Raw genomic sequence first — 25,944 nt, 5'->3', positions numbered from 1 at the left:
ATCGCCATCACGGGCTTTTAATGGAAGGGAGTAACCCATCAGGGGGAGGCGCCAAAGGCCGGTTGTGGCCGATTTGGCGTGAAATTGCTGTTAATTTGTGCAGTGCACTTGACATTCGCCAGTCAGGTGGCCGATGATCGCTCTTGCCCGGCGAACGGTTGTTCCCACTCTCTGGCTTCAGTACCTTAATTCCGGACTCCATCTACACCGGTTGCTCCAACTGGCCAGCACCAAGTTCAGCGTTTTTTTACGATCAATACGTTCAGGGGCACCCCTGTCATTCCAATACTCGTTTACTTCCATTCCTGAAAATCCAACAAACTATGAATCTTACTGAACTCAAGCAGAAATCCGTGCCCGAATTGCTCGATATTGCGCAAGAGATGGGCCTCGATAACCTGGCTCGTTCGCGCAAACAGGATGTGATCTTCACCATCCTGAAGAGACACGCAAAAAGCGGCGAAGACATCTACGGCGACGGCGTACTGGAAATTCTGCAGGACGGCTTCGGCTTCCTCCGTTCCGCTGACGCCTCCTACCTGGCAGGGCCTGACGACATCTATGTCTCTCCGAGTCAGATCCGCCGTTTCAACCTGCGCACGGGCGACACGGTTGCCGGCAAGATTCGCCCGCCCAAAGACGGTGAGCGCTACTTTGCCTTGTTGAAGGTCAGCGAGATCAATTTCGACAAGCCGGATAACGCCCGAAACAAGATTCTCTTCGAGAACCTCACACCGCTGTTCCCGGACGAGCGTCTGATGCTCGAGGCCGGTAACGGCAGTACCGAGGACCTCTCCTCCCGGGTCCTGGACCTGGTGGCGCCCATCGGCAAAGGCCAGCGTGGGCTTATCGTTTCCCCGCCCAAGGCCGGTAAGACACTGCTGATGCAGAGCATCGCCCAGTCCATCACCCGTAATAATCCAGAGTGCCATGTCATGGTACTGCTGATTGACGAGCGGCCAGAGGAAGTGACCGAGATGCAGCGCACCGTGCGCGGCGAAGTCATCGCCTCCACCTTTGACGAGCCGCCGGCCCGTCACGTCCAAGTGGCCGAAATGGTGATTGAAAAGGCCAAGCGTCTGGTCGAGCACAAGAAGGACGTGGTTATCCTGCTGGATTCCATCACCCGTCTTGCTCGCGCCTACAACACTGTGATTCCGTCCTCCGGCAAGGTCCTGACCGGTGGTGTTGACGCCCACGCCCTGGAAAAACCCAAGCGCTTCTTCGGTGCCGCCCGTAACGTGGAAGAAGGCGGAAGCCTGACCATCCTTGCCACGGCGCTGGTCAACACCGGTTCCAAGATGGACGAGGTTATCTACGAGGAGTTCAAGGGCACCGGCAACATGGAGATCCATCTGGATCGCAAGATTGCCGAGAAGCGGACCTATCCGGCCATCAACATCCGAAGCTCCGGCACGCGTCGTGAGGATCTGCTGATGAGCGAGGCGGATATCCAGCGGGTCTGGATCCTGCGCAAGCTCCTGCATTCCATGGACGACGACACCGCCGCCATCGAGTTTCTGCTGGACAAGCTCAGGGACACCAAGACCAACGACGAGTTCTTCCAGTCCATGAAGCGTCGTTGATCTATCTCTAGCCAGGACTAGCGCCTCTGGTTTGGGGGCGGGCAGAGCCGGGGAGAACCTCCCCGGACACGCCGTGAACCCATCCCTGGGGGCTCGGCATTGCCATCCCTGGCAATGCACGGTTCTGGGAGGTTCTCCACGGCTCCGCCGTTCTGGCCAAGTGCGCGCATCCTGTTCCAACTGCCTTGAAAGCAGTCCAGCGACCACCGATCTCCGTAGTACTGGCATATCTGAACGGAGTAACCGATGAAATACAACGACCTGCGAGACTTCATTGACCAGCTGGAGAAGCTGGGTGAGCTAAAACGAATCAGCGTAGAAGTCGACCCCGATCTCGAAATGACCGAAATCTGCGACCGTACACTGCGGGCAGGTGGTCCTGCGTTGTTGTTTGAAAACCCCAAGGGCCACGATATGCCGGTGCTGGCCAACCTGTTCGGGACACCGAAACGGGTGGCTCTGGGTATGGGGCAGGATAACGTCACTGCGCTCCGGGATATCGGTAAGCTGCTGGCGTTTCTGAAGGAGCCGGATCCCCCCAAGGGTTTCCGGGATGCCATCGAAAAGCTGCCGCTGTTCCGGCAGGTGATGCGCATGAGTCCCAAGGTACTGCGTTCCGCGCCCTGCCAGGATGTCGTGATCGAAAAGGATCAGGTGGATCTGTACCAGATTCCGGTGCAGCACTGCTGGCCTGGCGATGCCGGGCCGCTGGTAACCTGGCCACTGGTGATTACCCGCGGGCCTCATAAAGAGCGCCAGAACCTGGGTATCTACCGGCAGCAGGTTATCGGCCGCAACCGTCTGATCATGCGCTGGCTGAGTCATCGCGGTGGTGCCCTGGATTTCCAGGAGTTCCAGAAAGCGAATCCGGGCCAGCCCTATCCGGTTGCTGTGGCGCTGGGCGCCGATCCGGCGACCATTCTCGGGGCGGTAACGCCGGTGCCTGATACGTTGTCGGAATACGCCTTTGCCGGGCTGCTTCGCGGCAGCCGGACCGAGTTGGTCAAGGCAGGCCTTAGTGATCTGCAGGTGCCGGCGAGCGCCGAGATCGTGCTGGAAGGCTTTATCTATCCTGATGACATGGCACCGGAAGGGCCGTTCGGTGATCACACCGGCTATTACAACGAAGTGGACCACTTCCCGGTGTTCACCGTAGAACGGGTCACTCATCGCCGGGACCCGATTTATCATAGTACCTACACCGGCCGTCCGCCTGATGAGCCGGCGATTCTCGGGGTGGCTCTTAACGAAGTCTTTATTCCGATTCTGCAGAAGCAGTTCCCGGAGATCGTGGATTTTTACCTGCCACCGGAAGGCTGTTCCTATCGCCTTGCAGTGGTGACCATGAAGAAACAGTACCCGGGCCATGCCAAACGGGTAATGATGGGGGTATGGTCGTTCCTGCGGCAATTCATGTACACAAAGTTTGTGATTGTCACGGATGACGACGTGAATGCCCGCAACTGGGAAGACGTGATATGGGCGATCACCACCCGGATGGATCCTACGCGGGATACCACGTTGGTGGAGAATACGCCTATTGATTATCTGGACTTCGCCTCTCCGGTCTCCGGCCTTGGGTCCAAGATGGGCATGGATGCCACCAACAAGTGGCCGGGTGAGACCACCCGGGAATGGGGTGAGCCGATCGCCATGACCGACGACGTAAAAAAGCGTGTCGACGAGATGTGGGATACCCTCGGCATTGAAAGTCCGGCATCCCGCCCCGACTGATAGGGGCAGTGAACCCAGGGCGGTGTGGCTTTGGCCGTCTGGTGTCGCCTTCACTGCGGCGTCGCAGGCAGACCTGCTCGGCGCTGCCGCGAGGGCCGGCATTGCTGTGCCGGCGGCCTGCCGGAACGGGGTATGTGAAATCTGCGAGGCCCGATTACTCAAGGGGGCCGCGCTTAATACCCGAAACCAACAGACTATAGGGGTCGGCGAGCGTTTGATGATGTGCCGAAGCATCGCGCTCACGGACCTGGAACTGGAGATATCCGCCGTTATGGCAGCTGGAAACAATCAGCCTGGCAAGTTTCAGGCAAAGGTCGTGGACGTAAGGTCCATCAGTCACGATGTCTATCGCGTTGAGCTGCAGCTTCCGCGGCGTCGGGAGCTGTCGTTTCATGCCGGACAATATCTGTCGGTCAATCTGCCTGATGCTGACCCCTGTTACTTTTCCATCGCCAGCAGCCCATCGGCCCAGAACATCGAGTTGCATATCCAGGCGACCCCCGAGTGGGTCTCTGCGCAGAAAGTCATTGATGCCCTGACGTCCGGTGGGGAAGTGACGCTGGAGCTGCCCCATGGCAAGGCGTGTCTGGCATCAGCACCAACGAAACCGCTGTTGCTGGTGGCTGCCGGCACCGGCTTTGCCCAGATGAAAAGCCTGGTGGATTACCTCCGGGAAACGTCCTATGATCAGGCGGTGAAGTTGTACTGGGGGGTGCGTCGGCACGAGGACATGTACCTTCGCGCCCTGGCACAGCAGTGGCAGGACGAATGGCCGCGTTTCACGTTCCTGCCGGTGGTGGGGGATGACGAGGATAATGACTGGGCTGGCCATCACGACCAGCTGGTTCGTGCGGTTCTTGCTTCCGGTATGGACTGGAACAATGTGGAAGTCCATGCCAGCGGTTCGCCCACCATGGTGTATACCCTGATGGATGCCCTGGTAGATGCGGGCCTGCCCGAGCAGGCGTTCTTCTCCGACGTGCTGGAGTACGCACCAAGGACCTGAATCAGGCCCTCGGCATCGGCAGTTCCGGCAGCCCGTTATCCTTGGCCAGCCCCTGCATCAGCAGTTTGACGCTGGCCTCTTCCTCGCCCATATGGGCATTCAGGCGGCTCAGCTCTGCCAATGCCTCCCGGCTGCGTTTCAGCCGGAGGCTGGTTTCGAAATATTCCCGGGCCTTGCCCCAGAGTTCGTTGCGAAGGCTCAGTCGGCCCAGGGCCAGCAGGAGCTCGGGGTTATTCGGCCGGTCCTTGAGCCACTGTTCGGCCAGCAGCAATTGTTCATCCGGCTTCTGGCCCTTCACCCGTCCGTAGAGGTTGATCAGCTCATCACTCCAGTGGTTGCGCAGTACCTTGCGCAACAGGGTTTCGGTCTGTACCTCGTCGCCAAGGCCTGCGAGCAGGCGGGCGTAATCGCGAATGGTGTATTCGTCGCGGCGCAGGAATCCCGGGAGTTCATCCCAGAGCCGGGTGAGCGGTTCCAGCGACGCTTCGGGATCCTGTTTCTGCTGGCGTCGGCAGTCTTCTGCGGCCCGCTCCAACAGGTTATGCCAGACCTGCCGTTCAAGATCGTTGAGTTCCGCTTCGGGCAGCACGCTGCGCTTGCGCAGCTCGGGCAACAGTCTGGACAATTCCCGCCAGTCTTCCAGCCGCAGGTAGGTGCTTTTCAAAAGCTTTAGTACAAAAGGATGGTGAGGCGACTGCTTGCGCAGGCGAATCAGGGTGGCCAGAGCCTGCTCCAGTCGGTTGCCGGCCAGTTGCAGCTGCGCCTGGGTTATGCCCACCGCCATGTCAGAGCCCGGGGTGCTGTCGAAGGCCTTGCGCAGCAATTCGTCCACAGCCTCATGATCACCGGACTCGAACGATGCCTGGGCCGCAGCGAGATAATTGATCAGGGGCGTGTCGGCATGGCTGGCGGAGGATGTCAGCAGTTTGCGGGCTCTGGGCCAGTTGCCCTCGGCCAGCGACAGCAAACCCTGTGTGGTCCGACGCCGGGCGCGGCGTTCATTGCCCCGGGCAATCCAGCCCGCCACCAGGCCGGTGCTGGTTCTGAGTCTGCGGATAAGGTTGATGGTCAGGACTGTCAGGATGATCAGGGCAAGGATAACGCCCAGGCCCACCCAGAAGTTGGTTTCAATCAGGTAATGGCCAAGGCTGATCCGGATGTAGCCCAGATCATATTGCAACCCGAGGGACAGACCGGTGCCAATCAGCAGTGCCAGCAGGATGATCAGTAACAGACGAATCATGAATCGTCGCCCCCATTACCGCCACCGGCGTTATCCTCGCCATTTCCATTGTTGGCATTGAGGCGTCCGGCCAGCCGTTCCTTGAGCAGGCCCAGAGACTGACTGATATCCGGCAGCTCCGGATCCACGTTTTTCTGTGCCAGCTCGGCCAGGGTGTCGCTCAGGGCGGTGACCCGGGGGTTGCTTGCGTTGTACCAGTCGTCAATGGTGGTTCGGGCCTTGGTAAGGGCTCGCTCATACAGAGGCTGATTGCCCCGCAATACCGCCATCTCGGCCTCTTCCAGCATCAGCTGGAGGTTGAGTCGGGCATAGGCGCTCTGGTCGGGGGACAGCAGCGGCTTTACAGGCTCGTCCATGCGACGCACAACCACCACCTGCATCAGGGTTGATTTCACCTTGTTCCAGGCCTGTGCAATGGCGCCAGGCTCGCTGTCGGCGTCTTCCTCTGCCCCGGTATTTACGACAAAACCGGGCGCGTTTTCGCTGATCAGGGCCTGGTCGGTGAGCTGATGAATGCTGTCGATCGCCGCTTCCAGTTTCAGGTAGAGGCCGGTGCGGTCCACGCCGGTAAGACCCTTGAGCGCCAGAATTTCGCGGGCCAGCTGCTGGCGAACCGGGTAAACGCCGATGTCGTCGGATTCGGCCAATACTTCATCGGCCGCTTCCAGGGCCGACATGGCGCCGCGAATGTCTTTTTCGATCATCAGCCGCTGGTTGGCAATGCGCAGCAGGTATTCCGCCTCTGCCAGCAACCAGTCGGTACGTGTGCGATTTCCGGCTTCCAACAGTTCACGGGCATTGTGGTCGATCTGGCGCTGTTGGGTGGCAATCAGCTCACGCTGGCTCGCCAGCTTCTGCTCCAGGGATTGCAGGCGCTGGCTCTGTTGGCTGCCGCGGTCACCATAAAGATCTTCCAGCTGGGCGGTGTCCTGTTGCAGACCCTCGAGCGTCTGCATGACGGCCTGGTGGTTGTTCCACTGTTGCCAGCTCCAGAGGGCCAGGGCAAGCGCGATGATCAGGGCTAGAATGGCGACCAGCCATACCGGCCAGAGCTTCTGGCGGGCCGACGGTTCCTTGGAAACGGTTGCGGGCAGTTGATTCGTAGTGTCTGTCACGGGCGTCCTTACTTGGCTTTTCCGGAGCCACCGTCCCGGCCGGCAAGTTGCGCTGCAACCGTGGCCACGATGTCGTTATCGGCAAGGCTTCCTGGTATACACGGATTTTTGAATCCCGCTGCCCGGGCCTGTTCGGCAACCCGATCTGCGGGAACAATCAATAACCTATCGTATAGATTATGGCCGCTATTCGCACATAGTGCGATGAGATTGTTCAAGGTTTCTCCAGACAGGGCGACGATGGCCTCCGGAGCAAAGGTGTCGAGGGTGGCCTGGATCTGCTCTGGGGCGTGGTCCGGGCGAAAGCGGCGATACAGGGGCAGGAGGGTGACACGGGCGCCCCGGGATTCGAGTGTTTCCCGGATCAGTTCGCGTCCGGTTTCACCACGGGCGAGCAGAACCCGTTCGCCTTCCAGCTGTTGTAATGAGGGCAGCGCCAGGAGTGCCTCGCTGGTCCAGCCTTCGGGCGGTCTGCGTGGGCTGAGACCGTGTTCCGCAAGCACTGCTGTTGTGCCGGCGCCAACGCCATACCAGCGGATACCCATCGGAACCTGGGGCCACCAGGTGTCTACTTCCTCCAACAGAAGGCGGGCGGCGAATGGACTGACCGCGATCACATGGGAGAATTCATCCAGACTCAGGATGAGCGTGCGGCGCTCGGGCGTTTCCGGCAGAGGTTCCCGGTCAATCAGTGGCAGAATATAGACATCGGCACCGGCTGAACGAAACCGGCTGGCAAGCCGGGAGGCCTCGGGTTCGGGCCGGCAGATCAGGATCCGCCGGCCGTTCAGGTCAGGCTCAGGTTGGTGTGTGGCCATAGATTTCAGCCAGCACCTTGTCGGCACCGAGAGCCAGCAGATCCTCGGCAAGTTCCCGGCCCAGGCGTTCGCCTTCAGCCCTTGGCGCGCGGCCTTCCACCCGAAAGATCCGGGTGCCATCGACAGCGCCCACCAGGCCTCTCAGCCAGAGCATGTCATCATCCTCAAGCAGGGCATAGGCCGCGATCGGCACTTGGCAGCCACCCTCGAGACGACGGTTCAGCGCCCGTTCGGCCTTGACGCGATCCGAGGAGTCCTTGTGGTCCAGAGGTTCCAGCATGGCCAGGAGATCGTGGTCATCCACCCGGCACTCGATACCCAGGGCGCCCTGGCCGACCGCCGGAAGCGAAATTTTATCCGGCAGGCAGTAGCGGATGCGTTCGTGAAAGCCCAGGCGCTTCAAGCCGGAGCTGGCCAGCACTATGGCTTCGTATTCGCCGGCGTCGAGCTTGGCCAGTCGTGTGTTGACGTTGCCGCGCAGCACGCGGATTTCGAGGTCCGGGCGGTAGGCCCTCAGCTGGGCCTCCCGGCGCAGGCTGGCAGTGCCGACCACGGCACCGTGGGGGAGGGCGTCAACGTTGTCGTAATGATTGCTGACGAAGGCATCGGTCGGGTCCTCCCGCTCGCAGATCGCCACCAGTCCCAGTCCTTCCGGGAATTCCATGGGCACGTCTTTCATGGAGTGGACGGCCAGGTCGGCCCGGCCGTCCAGCATGGCTTCTTCCAGTTCCTTGACGAACAGGCCCTTGCCGCCGATTTTGGCCAGAGGCACGTCCAGGATCTTGTCACCCTGGGTCTTGATCTTGACCAGTTCCACGGTGATGTTGTCGTGCAGCCTTTCCAGTTCGGCCTTGATAAATTCCGCCTGCCACAGCGCCAGTGCGCTGCTGCGGGTTGCAATGCGAAGGGTACGTTTGGACATGACACTCACTGTCGGTTCAAAAAAATGTCCGCCAAGGTTACCTTGTGGCGGCAAAAAAGTCCCGCGGCTACCAAGTTTGGGAGCGCTACGGACTCAGCCTGGCTGGTGCTCGTGAAGCCACTGGCGAACGTTGCTGGCATGGCGGCGGCTAACCGGAAGCTCGCCCCGACCGTCCTTCAGAACGACCAGATTGTGGCCATCCGGCGTCCGTTTCAGTCCCTGGATAAAACGCACACCCGCCAGGGTGTTCCGATGGATCCTGAGCAGGATGGTCGGGTAGCTGTTCTCCAGTTCCTTCAGGGTATAGTCACACACGGTTTCGCCCCGAGCGTGATGGATGGTGACGTATTTCTGATCCGCCTCGCAGTAGAGGATTTCCGACAGATCGATGAGCTCGGTGCCGCGATGGGTGCGCACGGCCAGTTGCTCCTGGCTCTGGCCGGTCTGTCCGTTCAGAGTCTGCAACTGTACCCGGTTTACCCTGCCCGCCCGTGCCAGGGCGTCAGCCAGTGCCTCCTTGCGTACCGGCTTGAGCAAGTAGGCGATGGCCTGCACGTCGAATGCCTGGATGGCGTAATGGTCGTAGGCGGTACAGAAAATCAGGGCGGGCGGATTGGCCAGCTGGCTCAGTCGGCTGGCAGCCTCCATGCCGTCCATGCCCGGCATGCGGATATCCAGTAGCAGGATGTCTGGCTCGAGTTCCGCCACCTGTTGCAAAGAGCTGTCTCCGTCTGCAGCCTCGCCACAAACCAGATACCCCGGAAGCGCCTCCACCAACCGGCGGATGCGTTCCCGCGCCAGGGGTTCGTCATCGGCGATCAGGACACTGCGGGTATCAGTCATGTCTTGTCTCGGTTCCGTTGGTCAGGGATTTATCGTTTCCGGGCTCTCTGCTCGCCGGCCTTCCGTCGCGGCAGTCGCAGGGTGACCGTGTATACATTGTGCTGGTGGCTGTGTTTGAGCACCGCCGGCTCACCGAAAAGCGCCCGTAGCCGTGACTGAATGTTGGCTAGCGCCATTCGGTTGCCGTCGTGTTGCTGGTTATTCTGGTCCGGCTTCGGGTTCTGTACCAGCAGGTAGACGAACTCGCCTTTGGCCTGGGCCTCGATCCTTACCGTGCCGCCTTCCGGGCGTGGCTGGATGCCGTGGTAAATGGCATTCTCCACCAGGGGCTGCAGCGTGAGTGGCGGGATTGCCTGTTGCTGGAGGCCTTCTTCAATCTGCCATTCCAGCTGCAGACGATCGCCCAGGCGCAGTGCTTCTATGGCCAGGTAGCGCTGGCACAGTTCCAGTTCCCGGGACAGCGGGATCAGCTGGTCGCCGGTGCGAAGGCTGGCGCGAAACAGTTCCGAAAGATCCAGAACGGCCTCCTCGGCCCGTTCCGGATTGATGGCAATCAGGCTGGCAATGGTGTTCATGCTGTTGAACAGGAAGTGCGGCTGAATGCGGGCCTGGAGTGATGCCAGATGCGCCTGCATTTCCGCTTCCCGCTGCTGTTGCCACTGGTGCTGCAGGTAAAAATAGCGCAGCACCATCAGTACGATCAGCAATGCCAGCAGCATTTTCTTGGCCACGCCCTGCCAGACAGCCACGCCGTCCTGGGGGTGCAGAACGCTATCTGCAAACAGGCTGAAGGCGAGCACATCCAGCAGCACAATGGCGACGATGGTGGTTGTCGCATCGGAGACGGACATCCGTGCAAGCCGGGTGCGCAAAAGGCAGATCAGGGCGGCACTGGTGAGGGTGGTCCACTGCACGAACAGCGACAGTAGCCCGAAGTAATTCCAGTCGATCCAGCCCCGCTCCGCCTGCACTATGGCAAGCACCAGAACCAGCAGTTCACTGGTGACCAGCAACAGGAACACGGCCCTCACCCGGCACAGGTCCGGAACGAAGAACTCGCTCTCTGTCACACTTTTGTCCCCGTTACGGGGTGTCTCCTTTACCCGGGTCAGAATGGTATACTCCCGCCACGTTCAATGTACCCAGTTCCCGCCAGATGATGCCGGGCTGTCAGCAGGAAAGATAGACCATGACGGATCAGAAAAAGTCTGACCAGACCACAAGCTCTGAAAAACCCTGGGGCGGGCGCTTCAGTGAACCCACCGATGCCTTTGTTGAAAAATTTACCGCATCTGTGGGATTTGACCAGCGCCTGTACCATCACGACATCACCGGTTCCATTGCCCATGCCACCATGCTGAGCGAGGTTGGCGTGCTTACCAACGAAGAGCGGGACCAGATCATCGAAGGCCTGAAAGAGGTCAAGGCGGACATCGAGGCCGGCAATTTCCAGTGGTCTGTCAGCCTTGAAGACGTGCACATGAACATCGAGGCGCGTCTGACCGACCGTATCGGCATCACCGGCAAGAAACTGCACACCGGCCGTAGCCGCAATGACCAAGTGGCTACCGATATCCGTCTGTACCTGCGGGACGAAATCGATGTCATTGCCGAGGAACTGAAGCGCCTGCAAGCAGGCCTGCTGGACCTGGCCGAGCGCGAGGCGGATACCATCATGCCCGGCTTCACCCATCTCCAAACCGCCCAGCCGGTCACCTTCGGGCACCACTTGCTGGCCTGGTACGAAATGCTGGTCCGGGATGCCGAACGTCTGCAGGATTGCCGCAAGCGGGTGAACGTGATGCCCCTGGGCGCGGCTGCGCTGGCCGGCACTACCTATCCCATTGATCGGGCAATGACCGCCCGACTGCTGGGCTTCGACCGGCCCAGTGAGAACAGTCTGGACTCCGTCAGCGACCGGGATTTTGCCATCGAGTTCTGCAGCTTTGCGGCGCTGCTGATGACGCATCTGTCACGGTTCAGCGAGGAGCTTGTGCTCTGGACCTCCGCCCAGTTCGACTTCATTGATCTGCCGGACCGGTTCTGCACCGGCTCGTCCATCATGCCCCAGAAAAAGAACCCCGACGTGCCGGAACTGGTCCGGGGCAAGACCGGTCGTGTCAATGGCCACCTGATCAGCCTGCTGACCCTGATGAAAAGCCAGCCGCTGGCCTACAACAAGGACAACCAGGAAGACAAGGAACCACTGTTCGACACGGTCGATACCATCAAGGGCTGTCTGAAGGCCTATGCCGACATGATTCCGGCCATTCGCTCCAAGGCCGATAATATGAGAGTGGCAGCCAAGCGCGGTTTCTCGACCGCTACCGATCTGGCGGATTACCTGGTCAAGAAAGGCGTGCCTTTCCGGGACGCCCACGAGATCGTGGGCAAGTCCGTGGCGTTCGGTGTGGCTGAAGGTCGTGACCTGTCTGATATGACCCTCGAAGAGCTGCAGCAGTTCTCCGATCATATCGGCGCCGATGTTTTCGATGTGCTGACCCTGGAAGGTTCGGTCCAGGCCCGTGATCATCTTGGTGGCACAGCGCCGGATCAGGTGCGTGCGGCGGTCGGTCGGGCCCGCAACCAGCTGGGTTGAGCAGGCGCACTCAGCGGGGCGAAACGGTTAACCGCCGATTCGCCCCGTAGCTAGGTCCACCGCCGCCGGCGTAAGTTCGTCCAGTGGCTCAGGTCGGCATAGCCGGTAGCCCTGTCCGTAATGAATGCCCAGAGTCCGGACCTTGCGAAGGGCATCATCGCTTTCGATAAATGTGGCCACCGTCACTTTGCCGGCGGCCTCGGCAATCCGATGCAGTGCTTCCAGCATCACCTGCTGCACCGGGTCCTCCTCCAGCTGCTGAACCATTCTCCGGTCCAGTTTGATGATATCCACTGGTAATCTCGCCGCCAGACTATAGCTTTCCACCGATGCGCCGGCACCGTCCAGGGCGCCGCGGAAGCCTGCCCGATGCAGGGCATCGCACAGCACGGCCACGTCGTCGGGATACTGGGTGGCGAGGGCATCACGCTGCCGGACGCGCACGCCGAGGTTGCCGGCCAGCTCCCTGAGGTAGCGGTCACAGGTGCCGCTGCCAGAGCCGTTCCATCAGCCTGCGTTCGTTCGGGAACTCCTTAAGCAGGTCGCTCAGGTTGTCGCCTGCCTCAGGGCGCCCGCCAAAGGTTTCGGCAAACTGTCTGGCCCAGGCGTCATTGAAGTGGAGCAGGTTGAACGAGAGATCGACCGCCACAACCAGATCGGAGGTGGCGCTGGTGATCGCTGCGAGGTAACGATATCGAGATTGAGGGAAAATGCTTCTCCGGTTCGGAGGCAGCGGCGGAACATGGCCCGGACCCTGGCCTGGCCGGTCTGGCAGTAGAAAAGCGCCTGTTCGGGAGTGATTTCGGCGCCCGGTCTCAGCTCGAGAAGCTGGAACATTCCCTCGGTCCAGGTCATTTCATTCGTGCGGGTATCCAGTTCCCAGATCCCGAAACCGGCACTGCTCTCGGCTGCTCTCATAGCCAAGCACCGCCTCGGCCTGGTGGTCAGCGAACAGTACTTTTCCTTCATCGTCGATGCGTAAAACGGTCTGGCGCCCGGAGGTCGCGGACTGGTCCGAACGGTAGCGGCGAATGATGAATTCTTTCACAGCGGGTGAGCCTCGCGTGTCCTGCAGCTTTTATTTTTTTAAAGGTTTTGCCACGATGCCGACATCATACTCATACTGATGCTGAAAAGAACCTCTCTGCGGAGCTGCCTTGACCGCCCACGTTGCCCCGATTTCCCTCGACTTTGAGGAGGGAATAGATCGCAAAACCCTCCGTCGCCTGAGGGACCGGTTTCTGCTGGTCAATCAGCAGCGCTGGAATCGTGCCCACTCGGCCCTGTCCTATCGCCAGCAAATGGTGCTGGAGATTCTGCCCCTGGTTTTTCATCTCAACCATCCGGCCCTGCCCGGTTACCTGGACAGCGATTGCCCCTATGGCCTGAGCAATTACCAGCCGTCACCGGCCACCATCAATGCGGCTCGTCGGCTGGCCCGGACCTTTTCGCTGAAGGATGAAGGCAAGCGCAAACCGGATCTGGACGCCATGTTCCTGATGGGCAGCCCGGGAACCCTTGGTCATTCCGTGGCCAGTGACCTCGACGTCTGGCTCTGTCACCGCAGTGACCTGCCCGAGCGGGGCATCCGCTGTCTTGAGCGCAAAGCCGTGAAGCTGGCCCGCTGGGCGGAATCTTTCGGTGTCGAACTTCATGTGTTCGTCTTCTGTGCCTCGGACTGGCGGGCCGGCCGGCAGCGGGTGGAGGTGACCGGCGAGAACTGTGGCAGTGCCCAGCATTTCCTGCTGCTGGACGAGTTCTACCGGACCAGCATCCATCTGGCCGGAGCCTGGCCCATGTGGTGGCTGATTCCTGCGGAGCGGGAGGAAAGCTACGATGACTGCATGCGCAAGCTGGTGGATTACAGGTTTGTGCGCGCCGAGGACTATATCGACTTTGGCCCGGTGCCGGTGATTCCTGAGGAAGAATTCCTCGGTGCCGGGGTCTGGCAGTTGTACAAGGGGATTGATGCGCCCTGGAAGTCCATTCTGAAACTGCTTCTGATTGAATGCTATGCGCGGACCACCGGTGAGGCTTTATTGTCCAGCCAGTTCAAGCGGGCCGTTTTCCGGGGCGAAACCGATGCCGACAGCCTCGACCCTTACGTCATGCTCTACCATCGTCTGGAGGGTTGGCTGGCCGGGCCGGAAGTGGCGTCGAGGCTGGATCTGATCCGCCGGAGTCTGTATCTGAAAGCCGGTTTGCCATTGACCCGGTCCGAGGCCTCCGGAGAACAGTGGCGTGCCCGCCTGCTGCGCCAGCTGGTTACACGTTGGGGTTGGAACGAAAACACGCTGGCGGAGCTGGATGATCGTCAACGCTGGCGGGCAGAGGATGTCACCACCCTGCGTCGCAGCATCGTCAACGAATTGACCCACGGTTACCGCCTGCTGTCGAAAATGGCCAGGGAGCATGGCCAACGCGCCGCCATCAGCGCCAACGATATCAACCTGCTGGGCCGCAAGCTTTATGCGGCGTTTCAACGCAAGGCCGGCAAGATCGAGCAGATCAATCCCGGGCTTGCCCCGTCGCTGGCGGAGGAAAACCTGGCATTTCATCATCAGTCGGAGCAGGGCGGCGACGCCGACGGCTGGCTGCTGTACCGGGACCTCGAAGACCCGGCGGACGCTTTCTGGCAACCGGTTATCCGTCGCTCCGGCAATCTGGCGGAACTGATGGTCTGGTGCTATTGCAATGGCCTGCTGACCCGTTCGACGCGACTGAATGTGCGGTCCGGCACCAGTATTGCTTCCGTCAGCGAGTTGCGTGAAATGCTGGATGCCCTGTCCGCGTTCCTGCCATTTCCGATTGCGCCGGCGGAACGGGAAGCATTGTCGCGGGGTGTCCGGCCGTTGAGGAATCTGCTACTGGTAAACGTGGGCGTCGATCCCCAGGCGCACCTCACGGAAAAGGGGCTTCACAAGCTCAGTTCGCGTCACGATTCGCTGGGATTCAGCGGCGGTCGGGAGAATCTGGTTATCAGTATTGACCAGATTACCTTCAATAGCTGGCACGAGGTGAGCCTGCAGCACTACGCCGCCGGCGATACCCTTATCCAATGCCTCAAGAATGTCCTCGCCTCGGTTGCAGCAAACCCTGCCGAACTGCCCGAGATTCATGTGCACTGCCACAATCGGGGGCACGGCTCTGCTATTGCCCGACGGGTTCAGGAACTGTTTGCCGATGTGCTTCGGCCCTTTTTTGCCGGTGGTAGCGGACCGCATCCGCTGCGCTATGTGATTGAGATGGATCGACGCTACTTCCTGCTTCAGTTCAATGGCTTTGAGCCGGGATTTGTTGCCCTGGAGAGTTTCGCGGCGCTGATGGAACACCTGGCATTGCCCCAGGAACGTTATCTGCCAGTGGTGTTCGATCGTTACGCGCTGCAGGATGAGCCGGCCTTGCGGGCGGTTTGCCTCGCCAGCGAACCGGATAACATCCAGGTGTTCTACCATATTCTCGGCGACCGGGCCCGGCTCTGGGTGGTTGACGAACTGGGCTCGGTGTTCAGCTGGGAGCAGGCGGTGACCAGTCGCCGACATTTGCTGGTGCCGGTGCTGCGCTTCCTGGATAACCTGATCGAACGGCGGTTGCTGCGCCATACCGATTCGGCCGGCGTTGTGGCGGGCGTTCAGTGTTACGAGGTTGTTCGGCGCGACGGCGCCTGGCGTGCGGAATACCGGCCCGAATCGGATTCGGGTGTGCCCCTGCCCGGGTTTGAGGTTCAGGCCGTGGGCATTCACGAGGGCGACAGTCGTCTGCGCTTCGATATCTTCTGCGGTGACCAGGAGTTCAGCGTCCAGGAGTATGGCGATCAGCTGATTCCGGCGGTGGCCCACTACATTCGGTCCCTGCGCCAGAGTGACGAGGTTTACCCGGTGTACCTGACCGATGTTCATCTGCCCCACGACCTCGATCCCCGGGTGTATCAGCAGGATATCCAGACCAGCCAGTACCTCTATTACCGGTCTGTGCTGGAGAATTCCCTGAATCGGCACCTTGCAAAGACGCGCTGACCTCGCGGCCCGGGGCGGGTGTCAGGTATACTGCGCTCATAGTGAACTCAGGGGTAGGTAGCCTATATGCGAGCGTGGACTCTGCCGATAATGGCGCTGATGCTGGCTCTGTTTGTGAGCGGTTGTGGCCAGAAAGGTCCGCTGTACCGTGACAGTCAGGCCGCGTCGACGACGTCCGGGGCGGAATCGGCTCAGGAACAGCCCGACCGCAAAGAAACCCGCGACTAGCGCTCTGGCCTCCCGGCCCCGTTAAACGAATCAGGAAACTCATGGATCATTTCAACTACCGCGACGGCGAGCTGTACGCCGAGGATATCCCTGTCTCTGCCATCGCCGATCGATTTGGTACGCCGGCCTACGTGTATTCGCGCGCCACGCTTGAGCGGCATTACCGGGCCTATGACGACGCCCTGCGGGATCACCCGCATCTGGTGTGCTACGCCGTCAAAGCCAACAGCAATCTGGCGGTGCTGAACGTTCTGGCGCGGCTCGGTGCCGGTTTCGACATTGTTTCGGCTGGTGAACTTGAGCGAGTGTTGCGGGCCGGCGGCGACCCGTCCCGTGTGGTGTTCTCCGGCGTCGGCAAGCAGGAGTGGGAAATGAACCGGGCGCTTGAGGTGGGCGTGCGCTGCTTCAATGTGGAATCTGATACCGAGCTGGACCGGCTCAATGCGGTGGCGGGAGAACTCGGCGTAAAGGCGCCCATCTCTCTGCGGGTGAACCCGGATGTTGACGCCGGCACCCATCCCTACATTTCGACGGGGCTGAAAGAGAACAAGTTCGGGATCGATATTGCCGAAGCACCGGGTGTTTATGCTCGCGCTGCCGGCCTGCCGAACCTTGAGGTGAAAGGTGTGGATTGCCATATTGGCTCCCAGCTGACCAGTGTGTCCCCGTTCCTCGACGCCCTGGATCGGGTGCTGGCGCTTATCGACACCCTGGCGGACCAGGGCATCCACATCCATCACCTGGATATGGGCGGCGGCCTGGGTGTCACCTACAACCAGGAGCAGCCACCACAGCCGTCGGATTACGTGAAGGCGCTGGCCGAACGCCTGGGTGACCGCAAGCTGGAGCTGATTCTGGAGCCCGGCCGATCCATTGCTGCCAATGCTGGCATCCTGGTCACCAGAGTCGAGTTCCTGAAGTGCACCGAACACCGGAACTTTGCCATCATTGATGCGGCCATGAACGATCTGATCCGACCGGCCCTGTATAGCGCCTGGCAGGCAATCATTCCGGTTACGCCGCACCAGGAAGGCGAGGAAAAAGCCTGGGATCTGGTCGGTCCGGTGTGCGAAACCGGCGACTTCCTGGGCAAGGAACGTCATCTGCGCCTTCAGGCGGGCGATTTGCTGGCGGTTCGATCTGCCGGTGCCTACGGCTTTGTCATGAGTTCCAATTACAACACGCGGAACCGGCCGCCGGAACTGATGGTCGATGGTGACCAGGTGCACGTGGTTCGTCGCCGTGAAACTCTCGAAGACCAGCTCGCACCCGAGAGCTGCCTTCCGGAATGAGCGGAGGCGAGGAGATGACACAGCAACGCCGGAGTCAGGGCCCGATGCTTCGATTTACCAAGATGCACGGGCTGGGTAACGATTTCATGGTGGTGGATGCCATCAGCCAGCCGTTTCGCCTGCGTCCGGAGATGATCCGGGATCTGGCCAACCGGAATTTCGGAATCGGCTTCGATCAGCTTTTGGTGGTGGAGCCGCCCGGGCTGCCGGATGTCGATTTCCGCTACCGCATTTTCAACGCGGACGGTTCCGAGGTGGAGCAGTGCGGCAATGGTGCCCGCTGCTTTGCCCGGTTTGTCCGTGACCAGCGCCTGACCAACAAAAAAGTAATCCGGGTTCAGACCGCCAAGGGCGTGATCGAGCTTCGCATCGGTCGCGAAGGCATGGTCATGGTCAACATGGGCGTGCCCGAGTTCAATCCGCCGGCTATTCCTTTTGCCGCCGACCGCCGCAAGGATGTCTATACCGTGGATGTCGACGGCCAGACAGTGGAGCTGAGTGCCCTGTCCATGGGCAATCCTCACGGTGTTTTGCTGGTTGAGAATGTGGACCAGGCGCCAGTGGAAATCCTGGGGCCCAAGCTGGAGCGGCACCCCCGGTTCCCGGCCCGGGCCAATATCGGATTTTTACAGATTCTGGATCGTACCCATATTCGCCTTCGAGTGTTTGAGCGAGGCTCCGGCGAGACCCTGGCCTGCGGCAGTGGCGCCTGTGCCGCGGTTGTTGCGGGCTGCTTGCGAGGCCTGCTGGATTCCCGTGTGGAAGTCGAGCTGCGGGGTGGCAAGCTGGTCGTCGAATGGCAGGGTGAAGGGACCCCTGTTATGATGGAAGGACCTGCAACCAGCGTATTTGAGGGGCAGTTAAGGCTGCCGGGTGATTCTGGTGGTCGTCGCCGCAGGAGCGGTCGCCCCCATAAACAACGATCCTGACAGCCAGGAGTACTCCATGACAGAACAAACGGCCCGACAGAAGGCCGGTGAGCTCACCCGGGAAGAGGTGGCGGACTACCTGCGCGCCAACCCCGATTTCTTCATCGACCAGGACGAGCTGCTGCGCAGTCTGACCCTGCCCCATGACAGCGGTCGGGCGATTTCCCTTGTGGAGCGCCAGGTGCACCTGTTCCGGGAGCAGCGGGACACCCTGCGCAGGGAACTGGTGGAGTTGGTGTCCATCGCCCGCCACAACGACCGGCTGTTCGAAAAGAGCAAGCGTCTGTTGATGCAGGTGATTGAGGCTCGGACCCTCAATGACATGGCCGCGGCCATTGATGACAGTATCCGTGGTGATTTCGGGCTCGACGCCGCCTCCGTGCTGTTGTTCACTGATGTCGAGTTGCCCGAGGCCTCCCAGGGCGCGTTGCATGTGGTGAGCCCGTACGTGGCCCGCGAGCGGCTTGGTAGCTTGCTGGAAGGTGAGAGGGCCGTATGCGGCCAGTTCCGGGAGAGCGAGCGGGAGTTTCTCTTCCCGGACCGTGAAGAACCGATAGCCTCTGTGGCTCTGGTTCCGCTGAGGCATGATGAGCTGGTGGGCGTGTTCGCGGTCGGCAGCTGCCAGCCAGGCTATTTTGACCAGAGTATGGGGTCACTGTTCCTGAGCTACATCAGCGATACTCTCAGCCGCCTGTTGCCCCCCATGGTGCAACGCCATACCGCGGCTGCTCCGGTCACCGATATGGCCACGGAGTCCCGCTAGGGTGTCAGAGGTCCCGGAGAGTCCGGCAGTGCCCAATGAGCTGACCGGGCCGCTGACGGAGTTTATCCGGCACCTGGCTTCTGAAAAACGCCATTCTCCAAGAACCTGCGACAGCTACCAGCGCGATCTGCTGCGTCTGGCGGACTGGCTGGGACGCAGTGGGTTCATTGCCTGGCAACGGGTGAGCAACCATGATCTGCGACGCTACGTGGCGACGCTCAGCCGGGAGGGCTTGTCAGGCCGGAGCATTGCCAGACATCTCTCGGCGACCCGCCGTTTCTATCAGTTCCTGCTCAGGGAGAAGCTGGCGTCGGATAATCCGGCGCTGGATATCCGGGCCCCCAAGAGTGGCCGTCGGCTGCCCCGCGTCGCAGACGTGGATCAACTGAATCATCTGCTTGATGGCCAGCCGGGTGACCCCCTGGAAACCCGCGACCTGTGCATGTTCGAACTGATGTACTCATCCGGGCTGCGACTGGCGGAGCTGGCGAGTCTTGATCTGGATACCGTCGATCTGCGCAATGGTGAGGTCCGCGTGGTGGGTAAGGGTGGCAAGGAGCGCCTGCTGCCCGTCGGACGAAAAGCCATTGCAGCCATACGGGTCTGGCTACCGTACAGAGTGGCGCTGGCCAATGACGGTGAGGCCGCGCTGTTTGTCAGCCAACGGGGCGAACGACTCAGCCACCGAAGTATCCAGGCCCGCCTCAGCCGCTGGGGAATCAGCCGCGGTGCCGACCAGAAACTCCATCCACACCTGCTGCGACACTCGTTTGCCAGCCACATGCTTGAATCCAGTGGTGACCTGCGTGCCGTACAGGAACTGCTGGGGCATGCCGACATTGCCACGACCCAGGTCTATACTCATCTTGATTTTCAACATTTGGCCCGGGTTTATGACCAGAGTCACCCCAGGGCACGACGCGATCGGTATCATGGTAAAACCAGTGACGAGAGTTCCTGAGACCAGCAAGGGTCGTTCAGGGGCTTTTTACACATCAACAGTACGGCAAGGATAGGCGGGGGCGCTCCATGGCATCGGATCAGTCCTGGAAGGAAAAATACCTTCAGGAACTCGAGTCTGCAGACAATCGGGAAAAGCAGTGGAAGGCGGAGCGGAATACCCTTGAACGTATGCTGGTGCGCACCAGTCTCGCCTCCGAAGGCCAGACCCCGGAGCTGGATCGTTTGCTGGCTCGCATCCGCAAGGACCTGCGTAAGAACCGGGTAGATGTGGACGCCTGGAAGGACTTGCAGGATCAGATTGATCGTCAGGTCGCCCTGCTCGATGAACGCCAGTCTGCCAACGACAGGAAGCCTTCCTTTTTCTCCCGTCTGGCGCGAGAGCCAGAGCAAGAGCCCCAGCAACAGCAGCAACAGGCCAGCCCGGAACCTTTACCCGAAAGCAGCGAGCAGCCGGAGTCTCTCCCGGATAATGAACAGGATATCGAGGACAACGTCCAGCGTTTGCGCATTGCCCGCCGTGTGGGCCAACTGTTGGGTCAGATGCTTACCCAGGTCTCCCTTGAGCCCGCCGCCGAGGCCCGGGCCCGGGCATTGCAGCAATCTCTGCTGGCCAGTAACGACTGGGACGAATTGCGCGAAGGCCTGAACCACGTGGCTGAGTTGGTAATCGCTGCGGTTACCCGAAGCAAACGCGAGTTCGAAGCCTTTCTCAAGCGTCTCGATGAACGTCTGGAGCTGTTGAGGGAACACTTCTCGGCCCAGTCCTCGGCCCAGTCCGGCCGACTGGATGCCTCAGAGCACCTCGATCGGGAGATCCGCGAGGAGATTGAGCGGGTCGGGCAACGTTTGCAGGAGAGCGGTGATCTTCAGGATCTCAAACAGTCGGTCAGTCGTCACCTTGAGTCCATTGGTCAGGCGGTAGGCCGTTTCCGTACCCAGGAATCCGAGCGTGAGCGTGCGCTCTCTGAGCAGCTTGAGGCCATGCAGGAGAAAGTGGCGGCCATGGAGGCCCATTCAGAACAGATGCAGGAGCAGGTCCGTAAGGAACGGCTCCGGGCCATGACCGACCTGCTTACCGAGTTGCCCAATCGTGAAGCCTGGCAGGAGCGACTGTCATTCGAGTACAACCGCTGGCAACGCTACAGCCATCCGCTGACTGTCGGTGTGCTGGATATCGATCTTTTCAAACGGATCAACGACTCCTACGGTCACAAGGCCGGCGACAGGGTGCTGCAGTTGGTTGCGAGGGGATTCAGGGATCGCTTGCGCACCACCGATTTTGTGGCTCGTTTTGGCGGCGAGGAATTCGTGGTGCTGTTCCCGGAAACCGAACCTTCAGATGCGCGGGCAGTTGTGGACAAGTTGCGGGAACATGTGGGCAAGCTCCCGTTCCACTTCCGGGGCGAGCCGGTCACTGTGACCTTCTCAGCCGGCCTGGCGGGATTCATTGCCGGCGACACCGAGGAATCGGTGTTTGACCGCGCCGACCGGGCCCTCTATCAGGCCAAGGACGCCGGCCGGGATCAGGTGATGATCAGCGACAGTGCCGACGTTCAGTGACGCATCATTGCGTCCAGCTCGTCGATCACCTCCGCCCAGTCGCTGTCTTCCTCCAGGCCTTCTTCCAGGAAGTGAGACTGGCTTTCGGACCAGATGGGAGCATCCTGGATGGCAACCTCGCTTGGCAGAGGCGAGTACCTGGCGACAAAATCCTCAATGCTTTTGGCGTCGGACGCCAGGCCTAGTTGCTCGAACAGAGTACTGAGGGTGTGTTTGCTGGTGTCCATGGGCATTTGTCTCCCTTTGGTCTGAATGAAATCAATGGCGTTTGCAGGTATTGTTCCCTGAAATGTAGCGGAACCCTTAAGGATATCCAGTGAAGGTTACCCTTGCCTTTTTACTATGCTATCTGTTGGCGTTGTTTCAATCCCCCCTGCGGGCGGAGCCGCCGCAAGCATCGCCGGCCCCCGTGCTGGGCAAAGAGGAGCTGACCTGGCTGGAAGCGCAGGACCGATTTCGCATCGGTCTTCGCAGTGATCAGGTGCCGCTGGTTTTCGATACCGGCAATGGAGTGCTTGCCGGCACCTACATTGACTACCTTGCCCGGCTCTCGGACAAGCTGGGCGTCGCCATGGAGCCCATCGTCCTGGAAACCGGGCAGGATAGCGGCCCGGTCAGGAGTGAGCTGGCAACCGATGCGGTTCTGACCACTCGAATGCCGGGGATGCCGGTGGTGCCCGGCAAGCGTTTCACCGATCCCCTGATGTCTCTTACCTATGGCGTGTTCGTCAGCGCCGGCGACGCGGCCATCCGGACCCTCGCGGATCTTGAGGGCAGCCGGATTGCGGTTATTGCCGGTGATCCCAACCAGTATCCCATGTTGGACCCCGTCGAAGAGTTTACGCCGGTGCCGGTCAGCAACGTCAGCGAAGCCGTCGGCCAGATTCTCTCGGGGCAGGCCGATGCGTTTCTGGCGCCGGTGCCAGTGGTTTCCGATTACCTCCAGTCGGCGATGGTGAATGGTATCGGCCTGTCGGTATTACTCGATAACAGCCAGGTGGATGTGGTGTTGCGGGTGGATACCGATCGGGACCTTCTTTACCAGGTGCTGAACAAGGCCGTTGCCGCAATCGGCCATAACGAGCACCGTACCATCCGCCAGTCGTGGCTGCAGGCTGATCAGCCGTCCCTCGAACGAAGTGGCCTGGAACTGTCCGGGTCGGATATGGAGTGGCTCAAGCAGCATCCGGATCTGAAAGTCGCCTTTCGCGCGGACTGGCCGCCGTTTGAATACACTCAGGATGGCCGGCCCACCGGCCTGGTTCCGGATTTGCTGACCCGGTTGGAAACCGAGCTGAACGTGCGGTTTACGCGCTCTGTAGCTGGAAGCCGCATAGATGCTGAAGAGAAACTGCGTTCGGGCGAGGTGGATATTCTTCCCGGGTTGTCCCGGACGCCGCGCACCGAAGAGGCATTTCTGTTTACCCGGGCCTATCTGACCGTGCCCATCGCCCTTGCCATCCGGGACGACGGTCGCTTTATCGGAGATCTCCGCGAACTCCGCACGGAACGGGTGGGTGTGGTGAACCGGCATGCGGCCCACGATTACCTGCTGATCAATCATCCGAACCTGGATCTTTACCCGATGGACACGGTGGAGGAGGGGCTTCTGGCGCTATCCAACGGCGACCTGGATGTCATGGTTACCCATATTCCGGCGGTCAGTTACACAGTGGCCCGGCTGGGGCTGTCGAATCTCAGGATCACCAGCATCACTCCCTACCAGTACGATCTGCGATTGGCCGTGCGCAAGGACAACCCTGAGCTGCACCGGGTGCTGAACAAGGCGCTGGGCAGCCTCGAAGCCAGCGAGACAGAATCCATCTACAACAGGTGGATTCACCTCGATATCGAGCAGGAGACCGATTACACCGTGGTGCGGCGGGTAGTGTTGATCGCCATCCTGGTCGTGCTGATCTTCCTGTACTGGAACCGCAAGTTGTCGCGGGAGGTGGATGAGCGTATCCGGTCGGAGAATGCCCTGCGCCGGAGTGAAGACGAGTTGCGGGCTGCCAAGCTCGAAGCCGAGAGGTTGGCCCGGGAGGCGGAGGCCGCCAGCCTTGCCAAGAGTGAGTTCCTGGCCAATATGTCCCACGAAATACGAACGCCGATGAACGCGGTGATCGGCTACAGCGATCTGCTCAGCAACAGTGTTACCGACCCGCAGCAGCGCAATTACCTGGACGCCATCCGGGCGGGAAGTCGAAGTCTGCTGATGCTGATCAACGACATTCTGGACCTGTCCCGCATCGAAGCAGGAAAGATGAGGCTCGATTTCTCTGCCGTGTCGGTGCGCAGGCTTCTGGATGATGTTCGCCACATCTTTGATCTGCGGGCCCGGGAGCAGGGCATCACTCTGGAAGTGAGTGTCGACTCACGCATGCCCGCTGCCATGATGCTGGACGAGACCCGCCTGCGGCAGGTCCTGTTCAATCTGGTCGGCAATGCCATCAAGTTTACCCATGACGGTGGTGTGACGGTTCGGGCCACAGCCAAGCCCCTGAAGAACTTGTCCGCAAACGGGGAGCCAGCTACAGAAGCGCCGGAGCGCCAGTATTACAAGTTGATCGTCACGGTTAGCGATAGTGGGATCGGAATCCCGCAGGACCAGGTGGAGCGAATCTTTGATGCCTTTGAGCAGCAGGAGGGGCAGAACACCCGGCGTTATGGGGGTACCGGCCTCGGATTGGCTATCAGCAGGAAACTGGCCCGTATGATGGGCGGCGAGCTGGAAGTGGAGAGTGAGCCCGGCACAGGTTCGGTCTTTACGGTAACGCTGCCTCGGGTGGAAGCGACGGTGGAGAAGGCGGAAGACGAAGGAGCGCCGAAAGAATCAGATCGGCTGCTGGCCCAGACCCTCAGCATCCAGGAACGGGGCTGGCTCAGGGAGCAGCTTGCGGCGGACTTCGGTGATGAATGGGAAGCCGTAAGAGAGAGTGGCGATCCGGAGCAGATGAAAGACTTTGCCCGTCGGGTGCTGGCCTGGGGTCAGCGGTTCCGCTCACGGTCCGTGACACGCTACGGGGAAAGGCTGCTTGCTGATGTCGAGGCGTTCAATCTGGATGCGGTCAACAGCGTCCTTGAGGCGTTCCCGAAACTGCTTGGCCGCGATGAGTAAGGTGTCAGGTGCTTCAGAGGCAATCGAACTGCGAGCGTCGATCGAAGGCGACCGAGACCATGTCGTAGCCGGAATCCGAAAGCTGGCGGATCAGGTCACGGTCTTTCAGCAGGGCCATGCAGACTTTGTGCACGCTGGCCTGAAGCTGTTCAGATGCCATCTGATTCGAGGCCAGGCGGAAATCCACGATCAGGTACTTGCGGTCGACCGCTGCGCTGGCAGGAATATCCTGCCGTTCAACGCTCTCGAAACCGATATAGGTTGCCTGGGCTTCCGGGAACACCTGGCTCATAAGAACGTCGAGGTTTTCACCATGGGCAGCCTGCGCCGACAGCAACAGAGCTGCGACAGAGACGCTGAGCGAATGTTTCAAGGTCATTGGAGGCCACTCCCTGGTGACAATCCGGTTAGTCTGTAACCAAGTGTAAAGTTTAGTTACGAGAGATTATTGCAGAGTCTGTCGCATTTTGCGCGATATGTGACATTAATTTTTCAATTGTTTGCAGTCTCGATACAGTAACGGGCGGGGTCTCGGGCTCCCGGTGCGCGATACGATCAACTATGATGTAAGAAAAACGGACGTTAAGAGGAAGACGCATGTTTCAGCTTGTCTTTAAAGGGGAATGCGTTCCCGGAACGGATCTGGAAACAGCGCGCAACAATGCCCGCACCCTGTTCAAGGCCTCTCTTGAGCAGGTTGACCGCATGTTCAGTGGCCAGCCGGTGGTTATTCGCAACAAGCTGGAGGAGGTTCAGGCTGAAAAATACCGGGCGGTGCTGAAAAAGCACGGCATGTTGGCTTATGTCCAGCCGATGGCTGATGCCCGGCCTGCTGCCAGTGCGGCACCACAACTAGCACCGTCGGCCCCCGCAAGTCAGCCCCGTCAGCAGCCGACGCCGTCAGCCCCGCCTGCGGAAGAGAAGCGGAGTGGGGTTCCTGAAACCGAGCCCGGCGATCGTCTGCCGGTGGCGGGCGAGAAGGTGGACACGATACTTTCCGGCTCCGGTCTGAGTCTGGATCCGGTCGGAGTCAGCCTGACAGAGAAGACCGAAGTGGAGCCGCCGATGTTCCAGCACCTGGATGAATGGAGCCTCGCTCCGGCCGGCAGTGACCTGGGCGTGGAACGCGATCTGCCGCCACCGGTGATACCTGATGTGTCCCACCTCTCGCTGGCGGACGACGACTCCTCCGAGCGGAAATGAGCCAGT

The 25,944-nt window shown here is 60.3% G+C and carries 24 protein-coding genes; 13 read left to right on the top strand and 11 right to left on the bottom strand.

The genetic code is table 11. The annotated features are described in order from the left end of the window. Positions 1 to 323: 323 nt before the first annotated feature. The 3 genes from rho (at position 324) to CFT65_RS18700 (ending at position 4,326) form a co-directional block, all read left to right on the top strand. The gene (rho, locus tag CFT65_RS18710) at positions 324 to 1,586 is read left to right on the top strand and encodes a transcription termination factor Rho (RefSeq protein ID WP_088829513.1); all 1,263 of its coding nucleotides are present in this window, start codon (positions 324 to 326) and stop codon (positions 1,584 to 1,586) included. A gap of 246 nt (positions 1,587 to 1,832) precedes the next feature. After that, positions 1,833 to 3,320, top strand: a complete 1,488-nt coding sequence (gene ubiD / locus CFT65_RS18705; protein ID WP_088829512.1) for a 4-hydroxy-3-polyprenylbenzoate decarboxylase — start codon at positions 1,833 to 1,835, stop codon at positions 3,318 to 3,320. Next, positions 3,292 to 4,326, top strand: coding sequence for a 2Fe-2S iron-sulfur cluster-binding protein (locus CFT65_RS18700; protein ID WP_172408511.1), 1,035 nt, complete (start codon positions 3,292 to 3,294; stop codon positions 4,324 to 4,326). Before ubiD ends, CFT65_RS18700 begins: the two co-directional genes overlap by 29 nt. A gap of 1 nt (position 4,327) precedes the next feature. Here the strand turns inward: CFT65_RS18700 and CFT65_RS18695 are convergent, their stop codons facing one another. The 6 genes from CFT65_RS18695 to CFT65_RS18670 all read right to left on the bottom strand — a co-directional run bounded on the left by CFT65_RS18695 (position 4,328) and on the right by CFT65_RS18670 (position 10,337). Next, positions 4,328 to 5,569, bottom strand: coding sequence for a heme biosynthesis HemY N-terminal domain-containing protein (locus tag CFT65_RS18695; RefSeq protein ID WP_088829510.1), 1,242 nt, complete (start codon positions 5,567 to 5,569; stop codon positions 4,328 to 4,330). Further along, entirely contained in the window at positions 5,566 to 6,684 is a 1,119-nt protein-coding gene (locus CFT65_RS18690; RefSeq protein WP_088829509.1) for a uroporphyrinogen-III C-methyltransferase, read from the bottom strand. Before CFT65_RS18690 ends, CFT65_RS18695 begins: the two co-directional genes overlap by 4 nt. An 8-nt stretch (positions 6,685 to 6,692) precedes the next feature. Then, entirely contained in the window at positions 6,693 to 7,502 is an 810-nt protein-coding gene (locus CFT65_RS18685) for a uroporphyrinogen-III synthase (RefSeq protein WP_088829508.1), read from the bottom strand. After that, positions 7,483 to 8,424, bottom strand: coding sequence for a hydroxymethylbilane synthase (hemC, locus tag CFT65_RS18680; protein ID WP_088829507.1), 942 nt, complete (start codon positions 8,422 to 8,424; stop codon positions 7,483 to 7,485). Before hemC ends, CFT65_RS18685 begins: the two co-directional genes overlap by 20 nt. Positions 8,425 to 8,517: 93 nt before the next feature. Continuing rightward, on the bottom strand, positions 8,518 to 9,267 hold the full coding sequence (locus CFT65_RS18675) for a LytR/AlgR family response regulator transcription factor (protein WP_088829506.1): 750 nt from the start codon (positions 9,265 to 9,267) through the stop codon (positions 8,518 to 8,520). Between the two features lie 29 nt (positions 9,268 to 9,296). Beyond that, a complete protein-coding gene (locus CFT65_RS18670) occupies positions 9,297 to 10,337 on the bottom strand; it encodes a sensor histidine kinase (RefSeq protein ID WP_088829505.1) in 1,041 nt (346 codons plus the stop codon). Positions 10,338 to 10,456: 119 nt separating this feature from the next. Between CFT65_RS18670 and argH the strand changes: the two genes are divergently transcribed. Next, positions 10,457 to 11,866: an argininosuccinate lyase gene (gene argH / locus CFT65_RS18665; protein WP_088829504.1), complete on the top strand. Its 1,410-nt coding sequence runs from the start codon at positions 10,457 to 10,459 to the stop codon at positions 11,864 to 11,866. A gap of 27 nt (positions 11,867 to 11,893) precedes the next feature. Here the strand turns inward: argH and CFT65_RS19380 are convergent, their stop codons facing one another. From CFT65_RS19380 to CFT65_RS19370, 3 genes are all read right to left on the bottom strand, one after another. Then, entirely contained in the window at positions 11,894 to 12,328 is a 435-nt protein-coding gene (locus CFT65_RS19380) for an EAL domain-containing protein (protein ID WP_416376659.1), read from the bottom strand. A 16-nt stretch (positions 12,329 to 12,344) separates the two neighbouring features. Further along, a complete protein-coding gene (locus CFT65_RS19375; RefSeq protein WP_228705893.1) occupies positions 12,345 to 12,515 on the bottom strand; it encodes a hypothetical protein in 171 nt (56 codons plus the stop codon). A 207-nt stretch (positions 12,516 to 12,722) separates the two neighbouring features. Then, on the bottom strand, positions 12,723 to 12,914 hold the full coding sequence (locus CFT65_RS19370) for a hypothetical protein (RefSeq protein ID WP_228705892.1): 192 nt from the start codon (positions 12,912 to 12,914) through the stop codon (positions 12,723 to 12,725). A 109-nt stretch (positions 12,915 to 13,023) separates the two neighbouring features. Between CFT65_RS19370 and CFT65_RS18655 the strand changes: the two genes are divergently transcribed. From CFT65_RS18655 to CFT65_RS18625, 7 genes are all read left to right on the top strand, one after another. Continuing rightward, positions 13,024 to 15,882 (top strand): class I adenylate cyclase, encoded by a 2,859-nt coding sequence (locus CFT65_RS18655; protein ID WP_088829503.1) that lies wholly within the window; start codon positions 13,024 to 13,026, stop codon positions 15,880 to 15,882. A gap of 66 nt (positions 15,883 to 15,948) precedes the next feature. Beyond that, positions 15,949 to 16,110, top strand: coding sequence for an LPS translocon maturation chaperone LptM (gene lptM, locus CFT65_RS18650; RefSeq protein WP_228705891.1), 162 nt, complete (start codon positions 15,949 to 15,951; stop codon positions 16,108 to 16,110). Positions 16,111 to 16,151: 41 nt separating this feature from the next. Then, entirely contained in the window at positions 16,152 to 17,402 is a 1,251-nt protein-coding gene (lysA, locus tag CFT65_RS18645) for a diaminopimelate decarboxylase (protein WP_088829501.1), read from the top strand. A gap of 14 nt (positions 17,403 to 17,416) precedes the next feature. After that, a complete protein-coding gene (gene dapF / locus CFT65_RS18640) occupies positions 17,417 to 18,331 on the top strand; it encodes a diaminopimelate epimerase (RefSeq protein WP_088829500.1) in 915 nt (304 codons plus the stop codon). A 16-nt stretch (positions 18,332 to 18,347) separates the two neighbouring features. Beyond that, on the top strand, positions 18,348 to 19,094 hold the full coding sequence (locus CFT65_RS18635) for a DUF484 family protein (RefSeq protein WP_088829499.1): 747 nt from the start codon (positions 18,348 to 18,350) through the stop codon (positions 19,092 to 19,094). Positions 19,095 to 19,122: 28 nt separating this feature from the next. Further along, positions 19,123 to 20,055: a tyrosine recombinase XerC gene (gene xerC, locus CFT65_RS18630; protein WP_088829622.1), complete on the top strand. Its 933-nt coding sequence runs from the start codon at positions 19,123 to 19,125 to the stop codon at positions 20,053 to 20,055. A 68-nt stretch (positions 20,056 to 20,123) separates the two neighbouring features. Continuing rightward, the gene (locus CFT65_RS18625) at positions 20,124 to 21,617 is read left to right on the top strand and encodes a GGDEF domain-containing protein (RefSeq protein WP_088829498.1); all 1,494 of its coding nucleotides are present in this window, start codon (positions 20,124 to 20,126) and stop codon (positions 21,615 to 21,617) included. On the opposite strand, the gene CFT65_RS18620 is transcribed toward CFT65_RS18625, so the two are convergent. After that, on the bottom strand, positions 21,611 to 21,844 hold the full coding sequence (locus CFT65_RS18620) for a DUF2789 domain-containing protein (RefSeq protein WP_008173223.1): 234 nt from the start codon (positions 21,842 to 21,844) through the stop codon (positions 21,611 to 21,613). The genes CFT65_RS18625 and CFT65_RS18620 overlap by 7 nt on opposite strands. Positions 21,845 to 21,933: 89 nt before the next feature. On the opposite strand from CFT65_RS18620, the gene CFT65_RS18615 reads away from it, so the two are divergent. Continuing rightward, on the top strand, positions 21,934 to 24,735 hold the full coding sequence (locus CFT65_RS18615) for an ATP-binding protein (protein WP_088829497.1): 2,802 nt from the start codon (positions 21,934 to 21,936) through the stop codon (positions 24,733 to 24,735). A gap of 13 nt (positions 24,736 to 24,748) precedes the next feature. On the opposite strand, the gene CFT65_RS18610 is transcribed toward CFT65_RS18615, so the two are convergent. Beyond that, a complete protein-coding gene (locus CFT65_RS18610; protein WP_088829496.1) occupies positions 24,749 to 25,114 on the bottom strand; it encodes a hypothetical protein in 366 nt (121 codons plus the stop codon). A gap of 218 nt (positions 25,115 to 25,332) precedes the next feature. Between CFT65_RS18610 and CFT65_RS18605 the strand changes: the two genes are divergently transcribed. Next, positions 25,333 to 25,938, top strand: a complete 606-nt coding sequence (locus CFT65_RS18605) for a hypothetical protein (RefSeq protein WP_088829495.1) — start codon at positions 25,333 to 25,335, stop codon at positions 25,936 to 25,938. The last annotated feature ends 6 nt before the right edge of the window (positions 25,939 to 25,944 follow it).

This window comes from Marinobacter sp. es.048, assembly GCF_900188435.1.
Classification (GTDB): Bacteria; Pseudomonadota; Gammaproteobacteria; order Pseudomonadales; family Oleiphilaceae; genus Marinobacter.
Note: the sequence above shows the minus strand (reverse complement) of the source record. Positions and strands in the feature narration are given on the sequence as shown.